The 20,475-nt window shown below is 46.7% G+C and carries 18 protein-coding genes; 8 read left to right on the forward strand and 10 right to left on the reverse strand.

Features of this window, described 5'->3' with window-relative positions; all coding sequences use genetic code 11:
• Positions 1 to 25 precede the first annotated feature (25 nt).
• Positions 26 to 451 (forward strand): acyl-CoA thioesterase, encoded by a 426-nt coding sequence (locus ACJJIO_RS19510; RefSeq protein WP_444909522.1) that lies wholly within the window; start codon positions 26 to 28, stop codon positions 449 to 451.
• Here the strand turns inward: ACJJIO_RS19510 and ACJJIO_RS19515 are convergent.
• From ACJJIO_RS19515 to ACJJIO_RS19535, 5 genes are all read right to left on the reverse strand, one after another.
• A complete protein-coding gene (locus ACJJIO_RS19515; RefSeq protein ID WP_444909523.1) occupies positions 441 to 1,466 on the reverse strand; it encodes an HlyD family secretion protein in 1,026 nt (341 codons plus the stop codon). The two genes, ACJJIO_RS19510 and ACJJIO_RS19515, sit on opposite strands and share 11 nt — an antisense overlap.
• Before the next feature lie 5 nt (positions 1,467 to 1,471).
• Positions 1,472 to 2,737, reverse strand: a complete 1,266-nt coding sequence (locus tag ACJJIO_RS19520) for a glycosyltransferase family 2 protein (RefSeq protein WP_444884761.1) — start codon at positions 2,735 to 2,737, stop codon at positions 1,472 to 1,474.
• Positions 2,737 to 4,113 (reverse strand): TackOD1 domain-containing metal-binding protein, encoded by a 1,377-nt coding sequence (locus ACJJIO_RS19525; protein ID WP_444909524.1) that lies wholly within the window; start codon positions 4,111 to 4,113, stop codon positions 2,737 to 2,739. The genes ACJJIO_RS19520 and ACJJIO_RS19525 overlap by 1 nt, the downstream gene beginning before the upstream one ends.
• Positions 4,114 to 4,268: 155 nt before the next feature.
• Entirely contained in the window at positions 4,269 to 5,534 is a 1,266-nt protein-coding gene (locus tag ACJJIO_RS19530; protein WP_252081737.1) for a glycosyltransferase family 2 protein, read from the reverse strand.
• A 376-nt stretch (positions 5,535 to 5,910) separates the two neighbouring features.
• A complete protein-coding gene (locus ACJJIO_RS19535; protein ID WP_444909525.1) occupies positions 5,911 to 7,086 on the reverse strand; it encodes a thiolase family protein in 1,176 nt (391 codons plus the stop codon).
• A gap of 311 nt (positions 7,087 to 7,397) precedes the next feature.
• On the opposite strand from ACJJIO_RS19535, the gene ACJJIO_RS19540 reads away from it, so the two are divergent.
• From ACJJIO_RS19540 to ACJJIO_RS19555, 4 genes are all read left to right on the forward strand, one after another.
• Positions 7,398 to 9,107 (forward strand): alkaline phosphatase D family protein, encoded by a 1,710-nt coding sequence (locus ACJJIO_RS19540; protein WP_444909526.1) that lies wholly within the window; start codon positions 7,398 to 7,400, stop codon positions 9,105 to 9,107.
• Positions 9,108 to 9,278: 171 nt separating this feature from the next.
• Positions 9,279 to 10,772, forward strand: coding sequence for an aldehyde dehydrogenase family protein (locus ACJJIO_RS19545; RefSeq protein WP_444909527.1), 1,494 nt, complete (start codon positions 9,279 to 9,281; stop codon positions 10,770 to 10,772).
• Positions 10,773 to 11,212: 440 nt separating this feature from the next.
• Entirely contained in the window at positions 11,213 to 12,424 is a 1,212-nt protein-coding gene (locus ACJJIO_RS19550) for a serine hydrolase domain-containing protein (RefSeq protein WP_444909528.1), read from the forward strand.
• An 89-nt stretch (positions 12,425 to 12,513) separates the two neighbouring features.
• Complete coding sequence (locus ACJJIO_RS19555; RefSeq protein ID WP_444909529.1) at positions 12,514 to 12,843, forward strand: hypothetical protein; 330 nt, start codon at positions 12,514 to 12,516, stop codon at positions 12,841 to 12,843.
• Positions 12,844 to 12,867: 24 nt separating this feature from the next.
• Here the strand turns inward: ACJJIO_RS19555 and ACJJIO_RS19560 are convergent, their stop codons facing one another.
• Both ACJJIO_RS19560 and ACJJIO_RS19565 read right to left on the reverse strand, forming a co-directional pair.
• Positions 12,868 to 13,752, reverse strand: coding sequence for an SDR family oxidoreductase (locus ACJJIO_RS19560; RefSeq protein WP_444909530.1), 885 nt, complete (start codon positions 13,750 to 13,752; stop codon positions 12,868 to 12,870).
• Positions 13,753 to 13,786: 34 nt separating this feature from the next.
• Complete coding sequence (locus ACJJIO_RS19565; RefSeq protein ID WP_444909531.1) at positions 13,787 to 14,875, reverse strand: alkene reductase; 1,089 nt, start codon at positions 14,873 to 14,875, stop codon at positions 13,787 to 13,789.
• Positions 14,876 to 14,984: 109 nt separating this feature from the next.
• Between ACJJIO_RS19565 and ACJJIO_RS19570 the strand changes: the two genes are divergently transcribed.
• Positions 14,985 to 15,842, forward strand: a complete 858-nt coding sequence (locus ACJJIO_RS19570; RefSeq protein ID WP_444909532.1) for a LysR family transcriptional regulator — start codon at positions 14,985 to 14,987, stop codon at positions 15,840 to 15,842.
• 357 nt (positions 15,843 to 16,199) lie between these two features.
• On the opposite strand, the gene ACJJIO_RS19575 is transcribed toward ACJJIO_RS19570, so the two are convergent.
• Entirely contained in the window at positions 16,200 to 17,213 is a 1,014-nt protein-coding gene (locus ACJJIO_RS19575; RefSeq protein ID WP_444909533.1) for an aldo/keto reductase, read from the reverse strand.
• A gap of 249 nt (positions 17,214 to 17,462) precedes the next feature.
• Between ACJJIO_RS19575 and ACJJIO_RS19580 the strand changes: the two genes are divergently transcribed.
• The gene (locus ACJJIO_RS19580) at positions 17,463 to 18,368 is read left to right on the forward strand and encodes a LysR substrate-binding domain-containing protein (protein WP_444909534.1); all 906 of its coding nucleotides are present in this window, start codon (positions 17,463 to 17,465) and stop codon (positions 18,366 to 18,368) included.
• Between the two features lie 84 nt (positions 18,369 to 18,452).
• Here ACJJIO_RS19580 and ACJJIO_RS19585 read toward each other — a convergent pair whose 3' ends face one another.
• Entirely contained in the window at positions 18,453 to 18,755 is a 303-nt protein-coding gene (locus ACJJIO_RS19585; RefSeq protein ID WP_444909535.1) for a hypothetical protein, read from the reverse strand.
• A 106-nt stretch (positions 18,756 to 18,861) separates the two neighbouring features.
• Here ACJJIO_RS19585 and ACJJIO_RS19590 point away from each other — a divergent pair, with 106 nt between their 5' ends.
• Positions 18,862 to 19,785, forward strand: coding sequence for a LysR family transcriptional regulator (locus tag ACJJIO_RS19590; RefSeq protein WP_444909536.1), 924 nt, complete (start codon positions 18,862 to 18,864; stop codon positions 19,783 to 19,785).
• A gap of 51 nt (positions 19,786 to 19,836) precedes the next feature.
• Here the strand turns inward: ACJJIO_RS19590 and ACJJIO_RS19595 are convergent, their stop codons facing one another.
• Positions 19,837 to 20,406: a DJ-1 family glyoxalase III gene (locus ACJJIO_RS19595; RefSeq protein WP_444886273.1), complete on the reverse strand. Its 570-nt coding sequence runs from the start codon at positions 20,404 to 20,406 to the stop codon at positions 19,837 to 19,839.
• Positions 20,407 to 20,475: the final 69 nt, after the last annotated feature.

The raw sequence follows: 20,475 nt of genomic DNA on the forward strand, positions 1-20,475 counted from the left end.
GCCTGGCTTAATGGGAGAACCTCTTATGATAACTGTCAAGCGCAAGGTCTTGTTTGGGGACTGTGATCCCGAGGGCATTGTTTATACCCCGAGGTTTTCAAATTTTGCCCTGGAGGCCACCCATGAAGCCATGTCTATTTTATTTGATGGGCCGGCTATAGCCACTATGAAGAAGCGGGGGTTCCTGACACCGGTGCGGGCCTTTAATCTGGATTTCTTAAGTCCGGTAACTTGGGATCAGGAGTTAAAGCTTAAAGTCAGTGTACATAAGGTTGGCAATCAGTCGTTTACCTTTCTTGTGCAGGCTTATCTTAATCCAGACCTATTGGCTTTTACGGCAACAATTACCTATGTCACCCTTTCGGTTGAATCCAAACAGAAGATAACCTTGCCGGAATGGTTGAGGGCGGCACTGACAGAATTTAATGCCCGGCAAACCTCTAGTTCATAAAGTTCTCTACAAAGAGATCCTTCCAGTTTAATTCCAGAGTAACCTGTACCTTTTCAGATAAGGGAAATTGCTCTGGATCAGAGAGTACAATTTTAGCGAGCTGATTGCGCTCCTGGGGTTTAAACGTATTCTGGAATTCTTCCGGCAGTTGGTCAGAAATGGGCAGTAACTCAGAGATCACGCCTTTATCTTTGTAGCGGCCACTCTTGACCGTGACAACCATGCCCGGCCGAAGAGCAAGAATATATCGGCGCGGCATATAGGCGAGTACATAGGGTTCCCCCCAATAGACTTGCATTAGGGGTTCCCCCTCTCGGTAGACATCCCCTACAGAGGGTACAGTAGCACCAACCAAGCCATTTACCGGGCTGCGTACACGGCCATCATCGTAGTGGTCTTTCAGTCTCTGGTAGGCCGTTCCGGCTACCTTGATTGCTGCATCGACAGCTTTTCTCTTCTTGTCTAGCGTGGTGCTTTCCACCTGAATCTTGACCAGTTCCTGGCCTGCATTAAAGTTATCCCTGAGCACTTCCTGATAGGTGATCTTGCTGACAAAACCCTTATCGGCCAGCTTATTGATTCGCGCCAAAATCTCTTCTATCTCTTGCTTGCGGTGTTCTGCAGGAACCAGCAGTTGTTTGGCAGTCTCGGAAAGCAGGGTAAACTCGGCGGAGATTTGAATCAGGTTGGCCTGGCGGCTGGAGAGATCTGCCAAGCGCTCCAGTAGTTCCATAGATTCTATTTTGAGAAGTAGCTGCCCCTCCTTAACCGATTCCCCCTCATCAACCTCCACCGCGGTTACTCTGGTGATATAACCCATCTCGACTGCGGCATAATCCCTAAGGACCAGCCCATCTCCTTTGAGGATAAACAAATCCCCAAATAGATAGCGCAGAATAGCCAGGGCAAATAATATCAATACCCCGATATAGATGCGCCGCCCAATGGCACTATGATGGGGGCGGACCTCACTGGCCATGGTATCTGGGCGGATATGTTTTCGTATAGTTCTCATTGAACTTACTCCCTAACACGATGCACTTTGGAGGGTGCGTAAGTGTCGGAATAGGAGGTTTTAAATACCCACTCCTGAATATAAGAGTAGAGCCGAACGATACGCATCAGATTGACATACAAAATACTGTATCCCAACAGGTAGGGCCAAATTGGAGTGGCTCTAAATTTATTTGTGGCAAGTGCGCTGAGGGTGAAGGTAATAATGTCCATTATGATTAGGACAATCTGAGCCGCTATCAGAATAAACCAGCCATTAACGCCGTAATGGTAAAATAACCAGACTAAGTAAACTGGCAGAATTAAAATGGCAATTACATTAAAGAGCAGGAATTCGAACTGATGAAAAAACTCCCTAAATTTAAGGCGACGTTCAAACGGATTAATGAAGTGACGATACTTTCTGAAACGTAGGCGAACGGCATCTCTTTCCCAGCGGAACCTTTGCCGGATCAACGTTGCTAGGTTGGTGGGGACATCGGTATAGCAGATGGAGTCAGCAGCGTAGCCAATTTTCCAACCATAGTGGCGTAAGCGCAATGTGACATCCAGGTCTTCACCGCCGCCGGAATCAAAACCGCCTACTTGTATTAAAGCCGTTCTACGAAAAGCACTAAAAGCTCCAGAAGCACAGGACATTTGTCCTAGCATGAAAAGCGCGTGCTTACCTAGAGAAATGCTAATAATATATTCAATTGCCTGAAAAACTGTGAGTAAATTTACATCCCAGTTGCGCACTAAAATATTATTTGATGCTCCCCCGACCTCGGGATCATCGAACTGACGTAAGATATTCTTTATGGCGTGATAGTCGAAGGAGCAGTCGCAGTCAACGTTTAGGATAATTTCCCCTGTCGTATAGCGAATGGCTAGGTTTGCTGCAGCAGATTTCCCTCCCCGCAATTCTGTCGAATGTGCACCATGAATCAGGCCTCTTTTTAAGAGTTGACGGATTTTATCTCTAGTTCCATCTGTGGAACCATCGCTTACTACAATAATCTCATCGGGAGGGCGGCTTTGCTCCCATAAGCTGAGTACACATTTCTCTATAGCGTCCTCTTCGTTGTGACCGGCAATAATCACAGATGTTTTTCCAAAACTTTTTATATCTACCTCAAATTCTGGTTTCGAACTAAAAAAAACCAGTGCAGTAAAGAACGAAAATAAGTAGCGGGGGATCTCGAAGATCACCACCACCCAGAGCATCAAAAAAAGCGTTGTATAGCTTTGAGAGATAAGGTAATAGTAGCCGTCCTGAATTTCTTCCCACATTAGTTCAGGTCCTCGGGGCCATAGACCTGAAGGATGGGTTCCACATCCAATCGCAAAGAACTCGCAGCTCTTTGCCCGGCTTCTTCACTAAATTTGTACAGATCTTTCTGACTGATATGGCTTACCAGAATAAAATCTTCCATCCTCCCTTTAGCTGCGGTAACTGGGTATTCTCCTTTCATGACCTTTTTTAACGAGTGGCTTAAACTCTGGAAAAACTGATTGCGGCTATGAAAAAATTGGCGGTTACCGTGTTCTTGCTCGATCAAATATTCATTTTCATATTTGATGCACAGCAGAGCAAATTCGCTCTCATTGTTTTTCCAATCTTTCAGCTCTTTGTTTAAAACTACGATAAGTTCGAATGGAAGCCCAGCAAAGATAGGGCTTTGCTGGGTGAGTTCCAGGAATGCATGGCCAGCATGCAGGTAATGAACGGCTTTTTCGGTGAGGCTATATTTAAAAATATCCCCAGTTTTTACCGAATCGCCATCTATATGGGTATCGCAATTAAGGCATAAAAAGCCAACTTCTGTTTCTGAACTGGATTTGCCGCAGGAATTGCATATCAAAATGGTGCCCGGTTTGTCGTAATCGCTGCCGAAATGGCTCATTTCCATTCGGCACTTGGGGCAGATTAAATATTCGCCTTGGCGAAAGTCGTCTTCAGGCCCCAGGTAGGCGCACTTAAAGTGGTGCAGATAGAAGGATTCTCTCAAGTTGGGAGATCGACATTCCGGGCACTCTTCGCGCACATTAAATTGAGAGGCACTGCAACCGTTACAAATATGCCGGCGGTCAAAAAAGCTGCCGGCCAGTAATTCGGCCGTCATCATTTTTTCGCATTCGTGCAATACCGTTTCTGAATCTAACAGGGTGTTAAAGCATACGGTGGTGCGCGAGTCTGGCTGGTAGCTAGGGGTTAGGCTTATCCCGGAGACAAAGATGCGGGCCAGGATTTTGTCGTCATCGTTCTGGGGGTTGTAGAAATCCGGGTGCAACTGAGAGCGGCGAAAGTTAAAGGAATCGATCAACTTGCCGTACTCTGTAGGGTCAGCCTTGAGCGTGTTAGAGGCATCCAGGTCTGCCCTGACTCCCAGTGTGCCGGTTAGGTCAATCACCGGTAGCAGGTGCAAGCCTATCTGGCTGTTCCAGAGTTTTTCGATGCACTGAGGAGTCATGGGCTCCTCAACCACCAGGGCATCACACTTCTCAATGCCTGGATGCACCGTATTAAAATCACTGGGCCAGCGATAATAGTTGTATGCATCTGTGAGAAAGGAGATGGCAAACCCTCCTACAGAAGGGGCAAACTGACGCCGGTTGTACTTAGTTGATACGGTTGGCGGGTAAAATTCCGCCTTAAGTAAAACCATAGACCACGAGGGCTGAAGCGCCAGCACGCAGGAAATAAGGAGATAAGGCTTGGTCTTATGAGCCGGGTATCGCGATTGACTATAAAGTCGAGTTTTAGCCAAAAAAGTGGGGTCGCCAAGGGATAACTATCGGCTTCTGAGGTGTTCCCAGTAGTTTACTCCCTTACCTTGTGTACTTTTGAAGGGGCGAAGGAATCCGCATAAGAGGTTCTGAAGATCCACTCCTGTACATAGGCATAAAGCCGTACTACACGCATCAAGTTGACGTAGAGGATGCTGTAGCCAATAAGAAAGGGCCAGAGTGGAAAAGTACTGAATTTGTAGGTGGCATAGGAGGCGAGCGCAAAGGTGAGGCAGTCCAGCATTATCAATACTATCTGTGCACCGATTAAAATAAACCAGGCATTACTGCCATAACTCGCAAACAGCCAGACCAAGTAGATGGGCAATGCGATAGCAGCGATCACATTAAAGATCAAGAACTCAAATTGATGAAAGAACTCTTCGAATTTGATGCGGCGCTTAAAAGGATTGATAAAGTGGGCGTACTTGCGGTAACGCAAACGCACAGCATCCCGCTCCCAACGCAAGCGCTGGCGAATTAGAGTCAGGATATTCGTGGGTACATCCGTATAGCAGATCGCCTCTGGGGCGAAGGCGATATCCCAGCCGTAGTTGCGCAGGCGAAAAGTAATATCCAGATCTTCCCCCCCACCGGAATCAAAGCCACCAATCTGGTCAATAGCGGTTTTTCGGAACCCGCTGTAGGCGCCAGATGCACAGCACATTTGCCTGATCATGGCCAATGCATGCCTGCCGAGGGAGATACTGACAATGTATTCGATGGTTTGAAATGCGGTGAGTAGGTTATCGTGAGGGTTGCGCACAAAAACATTACCGGAAACCACCCCCACTTTGGGGTCTTCAAAGGGGAGTAATACTTCCTTCATGGTGTGGTGCTCAAAGGAGCAATCACAGTCTACGGTGATAACGATATCGCCAGTGCAAAAGCGTATTCCCAGATTTAGTGCGGAGGCCTTACCGCCTCTAAGTTCTGTCGCATGGGCTCCCTGAATGAGTCCTCGGGTCAGTAAGCTGGACATCACTTTTCTGGTTCCATCGGTGGAGCCATCGCTCACCACGATGATTTCATAGGGCTTAACACTTTGCGCCCAAAGACTGTGCACACACTTTTCGATCGACTCCTCCTCGTTATGGCCGGCAATAATCACCGAAATTTTGCCGATTTTCTCCAAATCTACTTCTTTCTCGATCCTTGAGCTAAAAAAGAAAACCGCGGTGAAGAAAGAGAAGATATAGCGAGGGAGTTCCAGGAAGATCACGATCCAGAACATGATAAACAGAGCGCCCCGGCTCTGTGCGAACAGAAAAGTAAAGCCGTCATGGATTGTCTCCATCATCAGTGCAATACACCTTTGATGGAGGCTTTAAGCTGCTTTTTCGGTGAGCAGCTACAGAGAGCGTCTTTGCAGAGAGTTTCTTGGCTGTGGCCCTCTTTGAGCCAGGACATGGCTATTCCTCCAGCTTCGAGGCAAACCTGGTGGCAATTGCAAGCTTCTTTCCGGGCACTTTGAAGCCATAGATACGATATATTGAGAGGATCGAGACGCCAAATTGTCCAGCAGACCAGGCGCTCAGGCGCTATAGGTGGCCTCAACAGAAGGGATCAACTTCTAGGTGGTGATGATTGAACCAGTTTGTGTGCTCCAGTTTGCTTGTTACAAGTACAAAGTGGCCAGGGGTAGGGCGGCCAGAGGGGAAGACTTTGTAGCTGGCTTAGCGCTCAAGGAATACTGCTGTGGCCATCCCGCCAGCAGTACAGACCCCAATAACTGCCTTGTGTGCGTCTCTGCGCTTGAGCTCCATCAGTGAAGAACCCAGGTAACGAATGCCGGACATCCCATAGGGGTGCCCAAGGGCAATGGCGCCCCCATTAACATTAGTAATATCCCAAGGCGTGTCCAGTTCCGCTTGGTTATAGAGGGTGGTAACCGCAAAGGCTTCGTGTAATTCCCAAAGGTCTATCTCTCCCATAGAAAGCCCCTGATGCTTCATTAAGCGCTTGATGGCTGGCGCCACGGCGATACTCATTTCATCGGGGGCCACCGCTGCAAGCTGCATACCGCGAAATAGCCCCAGGATGGGCAGGTTTCTTTTGGCGGCCAGCTCGGCATCCATCATGACGACGGCCGCAGCGCCATCAGAGAGCTGCGAAGCGTTGCCCGCGGTTACCGTGCCGCCATCATTCACTGGTTCTAAAGCCGATAACCCTTCCAGGGTGGTACCGGGGCGTGGGCCTTCATCTTCTTTCAGCAACACTGTCTTTTCTGAGATCTGCCCAGTCTCTTTATCTTTTATCGACATGACTGTCTCAAAAGGAACGATTTCTTCGGCAAATTTGCCTGCTCTGTGCGCTTCCGCCACGCGTTTTTGCGACTCCACCACATAGGCATCCTGTGCCTGCCGGCTGATCGAAAAGGTGTCAGCGACGAAATCCGCTGTTTGGATCATGGTCCACCAAACAGCGGGGATTTGTTGTTGCAGGGGCTCATAGACAAAGTGATTTAGGTTCAGGTTGAACTGCACGAGACTAATACTTTCTACGCCACCGGCAACGCCGACCTGCATTTCCCCGCTGGCGATCCGATTCGCTACGATCGATGCGGCATTGAGACCCGAGCCGCAGTAGCGGTTAATCGTCATACCGGGCACTTTAACGCCACAACCTGCAAATAGAGCGGCGTTGCGAGAGATATTGTGGCCGGTTGCTCCCTCAGGTAATCCACAGCCCAGTACAACGTCTTCCACTTCCTCGGGATCCAAAGTAGCTCTGTGCAGCGCTTCCTTGATGACATGCGCGGCCATGGGGATACCGTGGGTTTGGTTTAAGGCACCGCGCCTTGCTTTGGCGATTGCGGTTCTACAGTAGGCAACAACGGCAACGTCTCGCATGGGGTATGCCCTGAGTTTTGAGGCTTTTGTAAACAGTAGAACAGCTGATATTGCTTTGTACTGGAAGCATTATCTGGAGGGTTAGGGGGGTTAAAGATAGTTTATTGACCTGCCACTTCCCTGGTATCTACTGACCTACCAAGCTGTCAAATGTGACTAATGTGGCGTATATCGACTTTTTTCGGTTAAACCTTCATCAAAATTTAATACTTCGTAGAATAAACCGACTTCTTTGTTGGTACGCATTTCTATAAAATGCGCGCCAATTCACATTATTCGAATTCTAAATAACAAACAGGAAGTTGGGGTTTATGACTGTTTCTCGCCGTACATTTGTGCAAGCCATGGGGCTTGCGCTGCTTACACCATTTACCGTTCGCTCATTAGCGGCTAGCAATAGCGAAACCTATGCGCGCTTTAATCTGAGTGGCAGCCCCTCGGGCTACGATATCGATCAGGATGGGTTGATCTTCGATTTGTCTGTGGCCTCGGGTGATCCCAGCCAAACTGGTGTGGTGCTCTGGACCCATATCAACCCCGCTGCCTTTATACCCGGCCAAATCCTGTATGTGGATGTGGCTTTAGACGAGTCATTTACCCAGCCGGTGTTGAGTGCCGAGATCAATGCTGAGGATATTAGTGCGGATCGCGACTACACCGTAAACATCGACCTGGAAGGCTATCTGTCTCCCAATCAGCGCTACTACTACCGCTTTAAATACGGCGCACTGTGCAGCCGCACCGGGCGCTGCCATACCCTGCCAACCGGTGGGCTGGAAAGTATCAAAATGGCAGTGGTGACCTGTCAGGATTACACCACGGGTTATTACAACGCCTACAGCCATTTGGCGGATGAAGATGTGCATTGCGTATTGCACTTGGGAGACTTCATCTATGAGTACGCGCAGTACGAAGGTTTTGAGGATGCGATTGTTCACCCATTGAGCCTGCCTTCCGGCGGTAATGTGGCCATGGATCTCGAAGACTATCGCCATATTTACCGAGAATACCGCAAGGATAAAAACCTGCAGCGGGCAATGGAAATGCATTCCTTTATTATCACCTGGGATGACCACGAAACTGCGGATAACGCCTACTGGGATTACGATCGCGATACCCTGGGTGTGCCATCCCATCCCTACCAAACTGGCGCTAACAACCCCGAGCAATTGCGCCAGCTGCGCCGCGATGCGCAACAGGCCTGGATTGAGTATGTGCCAGCTCGTGTAAAAGTGGATGAGGCGGCCAGCCACGCCTTCGACTACCTGCAAATTTACCGCTCTTTCCAATTCGGCGATTTGGTCGACTTATATATGACCGATAGCCGAACCTATCGCACCAAAGAGCCCTGCAAAGACGGTAGTGCCTGGGAAAACTACTGGTGCACCGATTACGAAGAGAAATCCCAAACCATGCTGGGTAAAACCCAACGGGATTGGCTGATTAATGGCTTGGTCAATTCCAATGCCCGCTGGAAAGTTTGGGGTAACCAGACTCTGCTTGCCCAGTTAGCAGGCACCGCACTGGGGCGCCCTCTGGTATTCGCTAACTACGATGCCTGGGATGGCTATCAATGGGAGCGTGAGAAAATTCTCTCCAGTGTGAAAGACAACAGTGTCGATAATTTTGTTGTGCTGACCGGGGATCTGCACACCAGTATTGCCTCTTACCTGAAAGTAAATTTCAACAAGATCAGCAACTGGGACTATGACAACTTGGTAGGCATTGAGCTGATGACCCCTTCGATCTCGTCACCGAACCTGAATGATACGGTAGAGAGAGGGGTCGACGTGGGTAGCGTATTCACTTCATTGCTTAATGGAGGCGTGCAGGTTAACAATCCGCATATCAAGGATTTTGTCAGCAATATCTATGGCTATGCGGTGATTGAGTTCAACCACAGCGAGCTGAATTGGACTGTCTATGACATCGATAAAAAGTCAGACAACCCATCCACCAATAAAAAGACCTACAAAACGTTTAACTACGAACCCGAAGGTATGTGGCTGACGGAGAAATAGCCAAACCAATAACCATCTTTAATAGCGCCACCCAGTGACTCACCTCAGTGACTGTGGTGGCGCTTTCCTGCGCCTGTTGTATCAACGCCTACCTCTCTAGATTTGGGTCAGCCCCTAAGGCCTATAGAGGCTATCCGTGTTGCTATCTGTCTCTGGGTAACCTATACCCTCGTGACAGATCGAGCGGGTTCCGATGTCGATGCTCACCGTGAATACCACCAGGAGCCATTGATGTTACAGAAAGCGTACCCCTACTACCTGGCCAATGAAGCCATCTATGCCAATACCGAGCTGGATGTAACCGATAAGTACTCCGGCCAGGTGGCAACACAGGTTGCCATGGCAGATACCAAGGTGATCGATAGCGCGATAGATTGGGCCTTGCTGGCAGAAAAACCCATGGCTGCGTTTCCGCCCTACAAACGCCAGCAAGTCTTGGACCACTGTGTACAGCGCTTTCAGACTCGCTTTGAAGAGTTGGCCGTGGCCCTGTGTATTGAGGCGGGTAAACCGATCCACGATTCCCGTGGGGAAGTCTCCCGTTTGATTGATACCTTTCGTGTGGCCGCAGAAGAGGCGGTGCGTATCGATGGGGAGATTATCAACCTGGAAATCTCCAAGCGCAGCGCGGGCTACCGGGGATTTGTTAAACGGGTTCCCGTAGGGGCCTGCTCTTTTATTTCACCGTTTAATTTCCCATTGAATCTTGCGGCCCATAAAGTGGCTCCAGCCATTGCTGCCGGCTGCCCCTTTGTGCTCAAACCTGCGAGTAGAACCCCGATCGGTGCCCTGATTATCGCAGAGGTACTAGCGGAAACCGATCTGCCCAAGGGGGCCTTCTCGGTGCTGCCCTGTCACCGCGAAGGCGCGGACCTGTTTACTGTGGATGATCGCTTTAAGCTACTCAGTTTTACCGGCTCCCCTGCGGTAGGCTGGGATTTGAAGGCCAGGGCTGGGCGCAAGAAGGTTATTCTGGAATTGGGTGGCAATGCCGCCTGTGTGATTGATCGGGATACCGATCTGGAAGATGCGGTAGAGCGCTTGATCTTTGGCGCTCTTTATCAGTCGGGCCAGAGCTGTATCGGTGTGCAGAGGATCTATGGGCATTCCAGTCTATATGAGGACCTGAAAGCGCGTTTGCTGGAGCGCACCAAGAAACTTAAGAAGGGTGATCCTAAAAATGAACATACGTTTATTGGTCCGATGATTTCAGAGGGGGAAGCGACAAGGTTACATAACTGGGTTAAAGAAGGGGTTGAACAGGGAGGTACGCTTCTCTGCGGTGGTAACCGCGATGGCGCCATGCTCGAACCCACGTTATTAGAGAATGTCCCCAGTGATTGCAATGTAGTGCAGCAGGAAGCTTTTGGGCCTGTAGCAATACTGGAACCTTTTGATGATTTCGATGAGGTGCTGAAAAAGGTCAATGACAGCGCATTTGGTTTGCAGGCCGGGATTTTCACCCGTGATTTGTACAGAGCCCAAAAAGCCTGGGACACCCTGGAGGTGGGTGGTGTGGTAATAGGGGATGTGCCCAGTTGGCGGGTAGACAATATGCCCTACGGTGGTGTGAAGGATTCGGGCCTGGGCCGAGAGGGGGTGCGCTGGGCGATCAAGGATATGACCGAAGAGCGGTTGATGGTGGTGCGCTCACTGCCTGCCTAGCTCGAGATTTGTAGGGGCTCAACAAACATGCCGGCTCGATCAGTGGCTCTTAAAGCGTATATGGCGGGATTGCCCCTCCCATCTAGATGCGTACTTAATAAGCAGCTGGTGAATGACTTTAGGTCAAAATACAGCATGCGACATGCGAAGAGGGCTTCCACAGAAGAGCTGCCGAAGTTGAGTACCGTTGAAATGATATCCACCTGTGAGCGCCCTCCTGAAGCCAAGAATCGTGCAACTCCCGGTCACTTGGTTGTAGGTCATGTTAAGTACATTTTTCTGTATCTAAATTTAAATTGAAATTTTCATTCTGCTTCGATTTTGGAAGATGTGTTAATTGAGGTCGTGTCAGGCTAAACAGCAACGAGTTCTTTTTTATGTCAACAACGATAAATCCAATGAGAAATGGTGGAATATGTTTGAAGTATGGGTGTGTAGCAATGATCTTGGCGATTAGTTCTTTTCCATCTGCTCTAGCTAAAGAAAAAGTTACGCTCAATGATTTTTATCGGCCGTTTGATCTATCTGATATTAATCAAAATAATATGCAAACTTGGCCATATTACAGATATACATCCATGCACTGGGATGACTATGGCATCTTTGGCACGGTGCATATAATGGGTGCAGATAAACCATCCAATCTGGAGGTAGTTAAAGAGCCCTTTAATATAAGTCTGGAAATCCACAAGGGCTGGCCTTTCGTTGAGTCGCTAAATGCCACTCAAACAAAAGGTTTTCTGGTTATGAAAGATAATAAAATTATCGCGGAGTTTTATGATAATGGACTTGATCACAATCAAACTCAGCTTTTGCAATCCGCCTCCAAAACTTATGCAGGAGTCATTATCTCAAAGCTGATTGATAAGGGTAAGATAGATCCTAATTTGACGATTGGAGATTATCTCTCGGATTTTGCTGGTTCAAAAATTGGAAAAGCCAAGGTGCAAGAGGTGCTTGATATGACCTCTGGCTTATTACCCGCGACAGATTATCACGTGCCAGGAGGTGAAGCCTATTTATTTGAGGTTGAGCAAGGCTTAAAGCCGGGTAAACCAACTGGACATCGCAGTGCCATCAAGAATGCTAAAGTCCAGAATGAATCGGGCAAAGTATATACATATAATGATAAAAACACCGATCTATTAGCCATACTTGCAGAAGAAGTTTCAGGGCACCCATTCAACAAGCTTCTTTCGGATCTCTTTAATGATTTTGGGGCAAATAGTTCTGGCTCCATTGCCTTAACCGTTGATGGTACTGCTAGCCCTTCCTATGGTATCAGTACTACCCTACGCGACTATGCACTTTTTCATCAGTGGATTGCCCAGGGCAAGGCTCCAAAGAGCTTTTATGATTCAGTAAAAAATCTTGATAAGGACCTTCTTGCTAAATCTGAAAGTGGCAAGGCACTTGCCACTGCGTTGGGTACTCCTGTGGCATATGGGTCTCAAGCCTGGTACTTGCCAGAATACAATGTCATCTACACAGCTGGTTCCTATGGGCAATATGGGTTTAGTGATCTTAATAGCGGTTTGTCTGTGGTCTTTATGCAGGACTGGGAAGACAATGCTGTACCCAAGAAATTAGTTGAAACCGTGGAGCGTGCAAAATTCCTTATTAATAAACTTGGAAAACAAAAAGGTTCATAGTGCAAGATCAGTGTTGTAGAAATTTTTTACATGTTAGTTAATGTTGGTCTTGGGGAGATTGGCTGGGTTCCTATTGGAGAAATCAGGCTTTGAACGGTTTGTTTATGATAAAGCCTACCTGGAGTCTAAAGGTTGTAACTCGGGCTCTAAGAACAGTGACGCCCAGCCTGCGATGGGTGGGGGTGTTTCTTAGCGGGGCACTGCCACAGGTAATGAAAAACCTCCATGATGTGATTGTTATCGGTGCCGATCCTATCGGCATTACCGCTGCGGTTCAATTCTTATCCCGAGGTCTACAGCCATTGGTGCTGAAAAAAGACACAACCATCGGAAGCGTCATACTGAAGAATGCCTTTCATTTCTACTTATCAAAGATTATTGGCATCGTTGGAAAGTTAGTGCTCATTGTTAAACACTAACTTTCCAATGGGGTAACTACTTATCTAGAGTTCTTTTTTCTTAAATCGATGTATCTCACTGCGGAAAAAGGCTCTAATTGAGGTTGCCCCTCTACCCAGTAGTTTTTCTGTATGGTCCGAAAGTTCAAAGGTATGGCCCCATTCGCGAGTTACTGGCCAAAGTTGTGCTAAGGCATCAATGTCGCTCTCTGGAATTCCAGAATTGAGTAATCCCAGCCTTGCAGTTTCATCGCTGATGGGCATGTATTTAATTTCTCTGTCTAACTCCTCAGATAAGATCTGTGCTATATCGCTATAAGTTAATTTTTCCGGACCAGTGAGAATATATTTCTTTCCTTTATGTAAATTTGGTTCCATTAAGATTTTTGTTGCCACATCGGCAATGTCTTGATGATCGACCGTCACAACGGTTGCGCCCGGTTCGGAGCCAAAAGGCGCACTAATAGTACTTAAGTTGGCAACTTCATCGGCCGAAGCGAAGAAATTGCTGTTAAAGCTGGCGGGTTGTAGTATCGTCCAGTTTAAAGTGGATTGAAAAAGGTAGTCTTCTGCCTCTCCTAACCATCTTGCTATATCTATAGGCGAACTTACATCGGCCCCTAAACCGGAGAGTTGCACTATATGCTTGACACCGGCTTGCTCAGCTACACGGATAAAAGCGGCATGTTTCTTGGTGAATGAGGATTCGAACGCGGTAACCAAAAAGGCTGATTCAATACCATTCAGCGCCTCTAATAGAGAGTGTTCATCTTCATAGTCCCCCTTTACGTAGCTGATATTCTTAGCCCTTATTGGCGCTTTCGAAATATCACGTAACATAGCTCTAACAGGCATATTGGTGTTGGCGAGATTCTCAAGAATGGCTTTGCCGTTGTTTCCAGTTCCGCCGGTAATCAGAATTTTTTCCATAGCTGTGTCCAAAATACAAATAATAAATTGATGCTTAAGCGCTTTGCTCGGATAAAGATGGGTAGTCCACATATCCCCGTGCATCACCGGAAAAAAATGAAGACATATCTTCTTCGTTATAGGGCCCATTACTTGACAGGCGCGCTACTAGGTCAGGATTTGATATAAAGAGGCGTCCAAATGAAATGTAATCGGCTGTGCCATCGGCAATAGCGTTGTTTGCAGATTCCGAGTCATACATACCATTGGCAACGTAGCAACCTTTGTAAGCATCACGCAGCTGGGTATGGTCAATGGATGGTTGCTCATTTCTATCCCATGCCCGCTCCATCATCTGTAAGTAAGCCAGGTTATATCTACTGAGTTGACTGACAATATATAAGTAGGTTTCTTGAGCGCGGCTGTCTACCAAGCTAATCTCTGGTGATAGCTTGATACCGACTCTGTCAGACCCCCAGACTTCACACAGTGCCGATAGAACTTCAAAGGTGAAGCGAGCTCTGTTTTCTATACTCCCCCCGTAAGCATCGGTGCGCTGATTACTGCTGTCATGTAGAAATTGAGCCGGCAGGTAAGGCCCTGCAGCGTGGAGCTCGACTCCATCAAAACCGGCTTTGAGAGCATTCTTAGCCGCCTGTTTGTAATCCGCGATAATGCCTTGAATCTCATTGTGAGTTAGGGCTCTGGGCATTGCGTAAGGTTTCTTTCCTTCATAAGTATGTGCTGCGCCTTCTGCAGCGATTGCTGAGGGCGCTACGGGAGCCTGGCCTCCGATAAGATCGGGGTGCACTTCTCGGCCCATATGCCAAAGTTGGATGAAAATCTTCCCACCACGGCGATGTACAGCATCGGTAACCTTTTGCCAGCCTTTGATTTGTTCTTGCGTAAAAATACCAGGGGTATCTACCCATCCGAGCCCTTGAGCTGAAATCGCTGTGGCTTCAGAGATGATCATTGCTGCACCGGCTCGTTGGGCGTAATACTTGGCATTGATGTCTGTAGGTACGCCATCCCTTCCAACTCGAGCACGTGTCAACGCAGCCATGATGACACGGTTGTCAGTTTCTATTGATCCGAGATTTCCTGATGAAAAAAGACTCAGATTTAGATGATTCTTAGCCATATCGCTTAACTCTGCTTGTGTTGATAGGGCGTAGGATAATTATGTATACGATAGATAGATAATGGTATATTTGTATCAACATGATTAATCAGTTGAATCAGGTTTTGTTATGACCCAGGAACAACTCAAGATGTTTATCGCTGTAGTTGAACAGGGCAGTTTTCGAGGTGCGGCAAAGACCATTTTCAAAACCCAGCCGACAATCAGTAATGCAATTAAGAAGTTGGAAGAAGAGTTTGGCTTTCCCTTATTCCATAGGGATAGCTATCGTCCAAGTCTTACAAAGCAGGGGGAGGCTTTTTATAAGCAGTCTAAGCGCGTTATTCAGAGCCTTGAACAGCTCTCCGTAATGGGACACCAGCTTGGAGCGGGAATCGAGCCAAAATTCACCGTGGTCATCAGCGGTATTGTTGAGCTATCTCCTTTATTAAAACAGATCAAACCCATAGTGTTGTCTTTTCCCAATACAGATTTCAGTATTAGTACTGAACTATTATCGGGTGTTATGGAACGTGTCGATAATAATGAAGCTGATCTAGCATTCGCTACTTTATACGGTGTTGAGAGTAAACATGAATGGAAGAAAATAGGGGAGGTTGAGCTTGTGAATGTAGTGGCGCCTGGGGTCCTCCCAGGGGAAAGTGTCTCACAGTTGGAAGCTGCACAGTTACCGCAAATTGTTGTGAGGGATACCGGCCACTCGGGAAACAAAGGAAATATTAGCTTGCTAGAAGTTGGGCGCAGGTGGCTTGTTAATGATTACCATACAAAAAAAGAATTGACTCTTGCTGGACTTGGTTGGGGGAGAATTCCCAGGCATTTTATAGAGGATGAGCTGAAGAAGAGCTTACTCGTCCCAATCAATGTCGAAGGCATCAAGGCATTTAGTAGTTTTGATTTATGTATTATCCGCAATAGAGAACGTGCTCTGGGGCCAATTGCTAGTAGGTTTTGGAACTTTTTTTAGGTTAAGTTGTGAGATTCTGAAAGTGTATATACTTTTTATATCTGGGAATTCCCAATTTACAAGGATTTCTGATAATTATTTTAACTTTATTAAGTTGCCATGCAAAATTGCAGGCTTGCATAAATTTTGCTTCTATCCGTTGTGTTTAAAATTTTTATAGTCAGTTGGCTATAGAGATTATTGAGTAAAGTAAATGATTGGGAAGCTGAACTTGACCTGGCAGAGCAACTTATAAAAAAACCGGTTACTGTCAGATCAAGTTCTAACGACAAAACATTAAGTTAAATTATTCCTAATAATTTCACCAACAATGTTTATTGGCTGGAATTAGTATTCTATAGCTATTGATATTTACCCTTACTTTCCATTTGGCAGTGGAGCGGAGTCATCGACAAGATGTTCTTGACGCAATTCTTGCCAAAGTGCATCAGGGATATTAGTTTCCAAAGCCTCAATATCTTCTTTGATCCTACTAGGTTTGCTCGCACCTGGTATCACCGCAGCAATGGCTGGATTAGCCAGTACAAATTGCAAACCAATAGCCTTAGTGCTAACTCCGTACTTATCGCCAATCGCTTTTATTTTGGAAACTTTTTGCAGTATCGAGTCTGATGCCGGCGCGTACTCAAAATTTGGTCCTCCGACTAGCGCTCCGGAGCTATAGGGGCCTCCAGCTACGATACCGAGGTCGCGTTCTATTATCTGTGGTATTACTCTCTGGAGAGCTCGAGAGTGATCCAGCAAGCTGTAGCGGCCAGCGAGTAAAAAGCCATCGGGGCGGGGTTCCTCAAGATCAAGAAGTATTTCAATCGGCTCCACTCTATTTACTCCCAGGCCCCAAGCTTGAATTACGCCTTCATCACGCAGTTTATCGAGAGCCCTGAAAGCACCTTTCCGCGCGCTTTCAAAAATACCAAGCCATTCGTCACCATAGAAATCCTGGGCAACATCGTGAACCCATGCAATTTCAATACGGTCGGTCTTTAACCGCTTGAGGCTGCCTTCTATCGAGCGCATTGTTGCATCGTATGAGTAGTCATTAACAACCTTATTGGGGCGGCCATGCTTGAATATCTCACGCTTATCTTGAATATCTCGGTTCGCTACATCTTCAACTTCATCCAAAATTAAGCGGCCAACTTTGGTGCTGATAACATAGTCTTCGCGTGGGAAGCTAGACAACGCCTCACCCATACGAATTTCTGCAAGACCGGCTCCATAGAATGGCGCATTGTCAAAATACCTGATACCGCTATTCCAGGCCGCCTGTACCGTTGCTAAGGCTTCAGCATCCGGAATCTCGCGGAACATATTGCCAAGAGGTGCTGTGCCAAATCCGAGCTTACTGGGCAATAGATTTTTCAGCTTCACTTGCTTCTCCCATCAATGAAATTCTTAACTTAAGAGGTTTTGACTATGTGGTCGGGCGGTTAAAAATGCCTGACTAGCCAGTTACGTCCCGTTACCAATGTACTTAGCATAAAAACTGCAGCTGATTACTATGGCGATATGGCCTGTTTGTAGTAGCCGACGGTAGTGGGTCGATGGAGTCAGTGTGGGGTAATAGCTTTTGATGAAAAAGCCGCATATAGGCAATATACTATTGATTTAAGGTCAACAATGCAGGTTACCCTTCAAGAGCTCCAGGTATTTACCACTGTGGTAGATACCGCTTCGATCACTTCGGCTGCGGAACGGTTAGAGCAGACTGTCTCCGGGGTTAGCCGTGCATTAGGCCGTTTGGAGAATAAACTGCAAACTACATTGCTACAGCGCACTACCAGGCGTCTGGAATTAACAGAGGAGGGGCAAGCTTTCCTCAAATATGCACGGGATATTCTCATCTCAGTGGAAGAGGCCGAGGAGCAGATGGCGGCCCGCAAAAAGCACCCCTCTGGTCTTCTGCGTATAGACGCCGCCACACCATTTATGCTGCATGTAATAGCACCTATGGTAAATAGCTTTCGAACTAAATACCCTCAGATAGAGCTTGAGCTAAACAGTAATGAGGGGATAACCGATTTGATAGAGAAGCGCACTGATGTGGCTATTCGTATCGGTAAGCTCCAAGACTCAACCTTATATGCCCGGCCAATAGGTTCTAGCAGAGTTCGAATTCTATCCAGTCCTGGCTACTTGCAACAACATGGTACCCCGGAGGATGTGGAGCAACTCGCCCAACACACCTTGCTTGGTTTCACAAAGCCTGAATCACTCAACAAATGGCCCTTGTATGAGCAGAGTGGGGACATACTGCACATTAAGCCAACGATTACTTCATCTAGTGGCGAGACTTTACGGCAACTAGCACTATCAGATGCAGGAATCGTATGTTTATCAGACTTTATGACCAAGAGAGATCGCCAAGCTGGGCGATTGGTGCAGCTATTCTCTAGTGAAACCTTAGACATGAAACAATCTATTAATGCGGTGTACTACCGTAACACGGCACTTTCATCACGTATTACCAGCTTTATCAATCACATTCTTGAGGAGCTGGGTGATCAACCATTCGATGAGGTTTAACCACATGCACACCTTTATGCAACAGCGAATCCTAGAGAGTGACGGACTAAGTTAATTTTCTGTCTGAAGGATTGATAAGGCTAATTAAAAACCAAAGCTCAGAATTCCACTATAGTCGGCTTGATAATTTTGCTGGCTATGTATTACGAGATGGGTTTGTCCACGGCGATCTGTTTGATATATACCCGCACCACACCGACTACAAAATCCATATTCTTTTACTGGTCCAGATTTAAAAGAATAGGTATTGAGCTGTTTTGTGGCATCTTCAATGAACGCTGGATTGGAAGTCTGAACAAGACTTATTGCCCCAGCTACCTTAGGGGAAACTGAGCTATTGAAAAGTTTGTAATGAATAGCCCCACAGTGACAAGTTAAGTGATTCATGAGTTAATTTCCAGAGTGGATTAGTATGGGTTTAAAGTTTACTATTTGGCCGATCTTAATAAAGATTATCAGCGGAAAGTCATAATTAGCTTTAAGGAAATAGTCGGTGCGGCGGGAATATGATAAGTACCACTTGATCAGTGTCTTTTGTGCGGTAGTGGATCATGGCTCTCTAAGCAAAGCCGGTAGCCATTTGGGCTTGTCAGCGCCAACTGTGAGCAAGACACTGGCTCAATTGGAGCAGGTGCTGGGCCAGGTACTATTGATCCGAACAACCAGATCGGTCTCGGTAACCGATGCAGGCAGGCTTGTTTACCAGCAAGGGCAGCAGATAATCAATGCCTTTACTGACCTGGAAGATCGGGTTGCTGAAATTGGGGCCTTGGACCGAGGCAAATTGCGCTTAACCTTCCCTGAAACATTGGGTGAAAATGTCTTTAGCCAGATATGTATTGACTTTCAAGAAACCTTTCCAGACTTTAATCTCGAACTGATCTTTACGCCACACCATTTGGATATGGTTGAGGATGATATCGATATTGCCATCCGTGTTTGGTCGGCAATACCAGATAGCCAGTTTTATGCGTTGCCACTTTTTCATATTCACCCCATTTTTGTGGCATCTCTTGAATATTTAAAAAAGAAAGGGCATCCAGGCTCAATCGAAGAACTCGGAAAACATAATATTTTGTTGGCCAGGCTTAATGGTTTGAAAGATGGGTGGCTATTCAATGGCAAGTTCTATCAGTTTAAGGGTAATCTTGTTTCTAACAAGACCACTCATATTCGCGCTGCGGCAATAAATGGCAATGGTATTGCTATATTGCCTTCTTATTTCTGTCAGCCAGCCATTAAATGCGGTCAACTAATAGAGATATTTCCTAATTTAAAGCAAGAGGTTCAAGTAGTTGGCGCTCTGTATAAAGTTAGGCGTAATAGCTCAAAAAAAATAGATTTGTTTTTGAGTTTTCTAGAGAGGCGTTTGCGAAAGTCAGATTTTGATTTGTTAGTTTCAGCGGAGTCCGAGTAGCTCGGCAGAGTGGAATTCGATTGAAAAACTGAATGTCAGGATAATGTTAGATTACTTACCTGGTAATAAGACATTCATAGTGTGAGCAATAGAGTGTGTTCGCTCTTCCCCAAACAAGCAGGTTACGAGTGCAAGTGCGAACTCTATCGCGGTTCCTGGTGATTGGCTGGTCACTAAGTTACGGTCAACAACCACTCGCTGATCGCTGACTTCCCTTACATATTGACTAAGCTCACTACGAAAAGCTTTGTAGCAAGTTGCTTTAAAATTGGTAATTAACTGATGTCGGCCAAGTACGATTACTGGGGCGGTACAAATTGCCCCTAACCAACGGCTGGATTCGATTTGTGCGCGGATAAGCTCCATTAGAGGTTCCGAGTTATGCATACACTCGGCACCTTCCTTACCTCCTGGCAGAGCTATTAAATTCCAAGTGGTATTTAAACACTCCTCTATACGATAAGGCGCTTCGATAACAAGATTTCGTAGAGTAGTGATGCGATTACTCGGCATAATAGAAGCTAGTGTTAGCTCCGCATCCGTCCGACTTAAAATGTCGTAGATAGCAATGGCCTCGATATCTTCAACGCCATCTGCAAGGGGAATCAATATTTTGGACATGGATACAGCTCCAAAAAGGCTAGGACTTAAGTATTTATAGGCTTTCTAACCTAACGCCACACCTTAAAG

It is taken from the genome of Microbulbifer mixtoriginis (SeqCode) (assembly GCF_052467235.1).

Bases quoted from the DNA above. Each gene is read 5' to 3' on its own strand.
- ACJJIO_RS19510 (WP_444909522.1), top strand. From the start codon at position 26: ATGATAACTGTCAAGCGCAAGGTCTTGTTTGGGGACTGTGATCCCGAG.
- ACJJIO_RS19515 (WP_444909523.1), bottom strand. From the start codon at position 1,466: ATGAGAACTATACGAAAACATATCCGCCCAGATACCATGGCCAGTGAG.
- ACJJIO_RS19520 (WP_444884761.1), bottom strand. From the start codon at position 2,737: ATGTGGGAAGAAATTCAGGACGGCTACTATTACCTTATCTCTCAAAGC.
- ACJJIO_RS19525 (WP_444909524.1), bottom strand. From the start codon at position 4,113: ATGGTTTTACTTAAGGCGGAATTTTACCCGCCAACCGTATCAACTAAG.
- ACJJIO_RS19530 (WP_252081737.1), bottom strand. From the start codon at position 5,534: ATGATGGAGACAATCCATGACGGCTTTACTTTTCTGTTCGCACAGAGC.
- ACJJIO_RS19535 (WP_444909525.1), bottom strand. From the start codon at position 7,086: ATGCGAGACGTTGCCGTTGTTGCCTACTGTAGAACCGCAATCGCCAAA.
- ACJJIO_RS19540 (WP_444909526.1), top strand. From the start codon at position 7,398: ATGACTGTTTCTCGCCGTACATTTGTGCAAGCCATGGGGCTTGCGCTG.
- ACJJIO_RS19550 (WP_444909528.1), top strand. From the start codon at position 11,213: ATGATCTTGGCGATTAGTTCTTTTCCATCTGCTCTAGCTAAAGAAAAA.
- ACJJIO_RS19560 (WP_444909530.1), bottom strand. From the start codon at position 13,752: ATGGAAAAAATTCTGATTACCGGCGGAACTGGAAACAACGGCAAAGCC.
- ACJJIO_RS19565 (WP_444909531.1), bottom strand. From the start codon at position 14,875: ATGGCTAAGAATCATCTAAATCTGAGTCTTTTTTCATCAGGAAATCTC.
- ACJJIO_RS19570 (WP_444909532.1), top strand. From the start codon at position 14,985: ATGACCCAGGAACAACTCAAGATGTTTATCGCTGTAGTTGAACAGGGC.
- ACJJIO_RS19580 (WP_444909534.1), top strand. From the start codon at position 17,463: ATGCAGGTTACCCTTCAAGAGCTCCAGGTATTTACCACTGTGGTAGAT.
- ACJJIO_RS19585 (WP_444909535.1), bottom strand. From the start codon at position 18,755: ATGAATCACTTAACTTGTCACTGTGGGGCTATTCATTACAAACTTTTC.
- ACJJIO_RS19595 (WP_444886273.1), bottom strand. From the start codon at position 20,406: ATGTCCAAAATATTGATTCCCCTTGCAGATGGCGTTGAAGATATCGAG.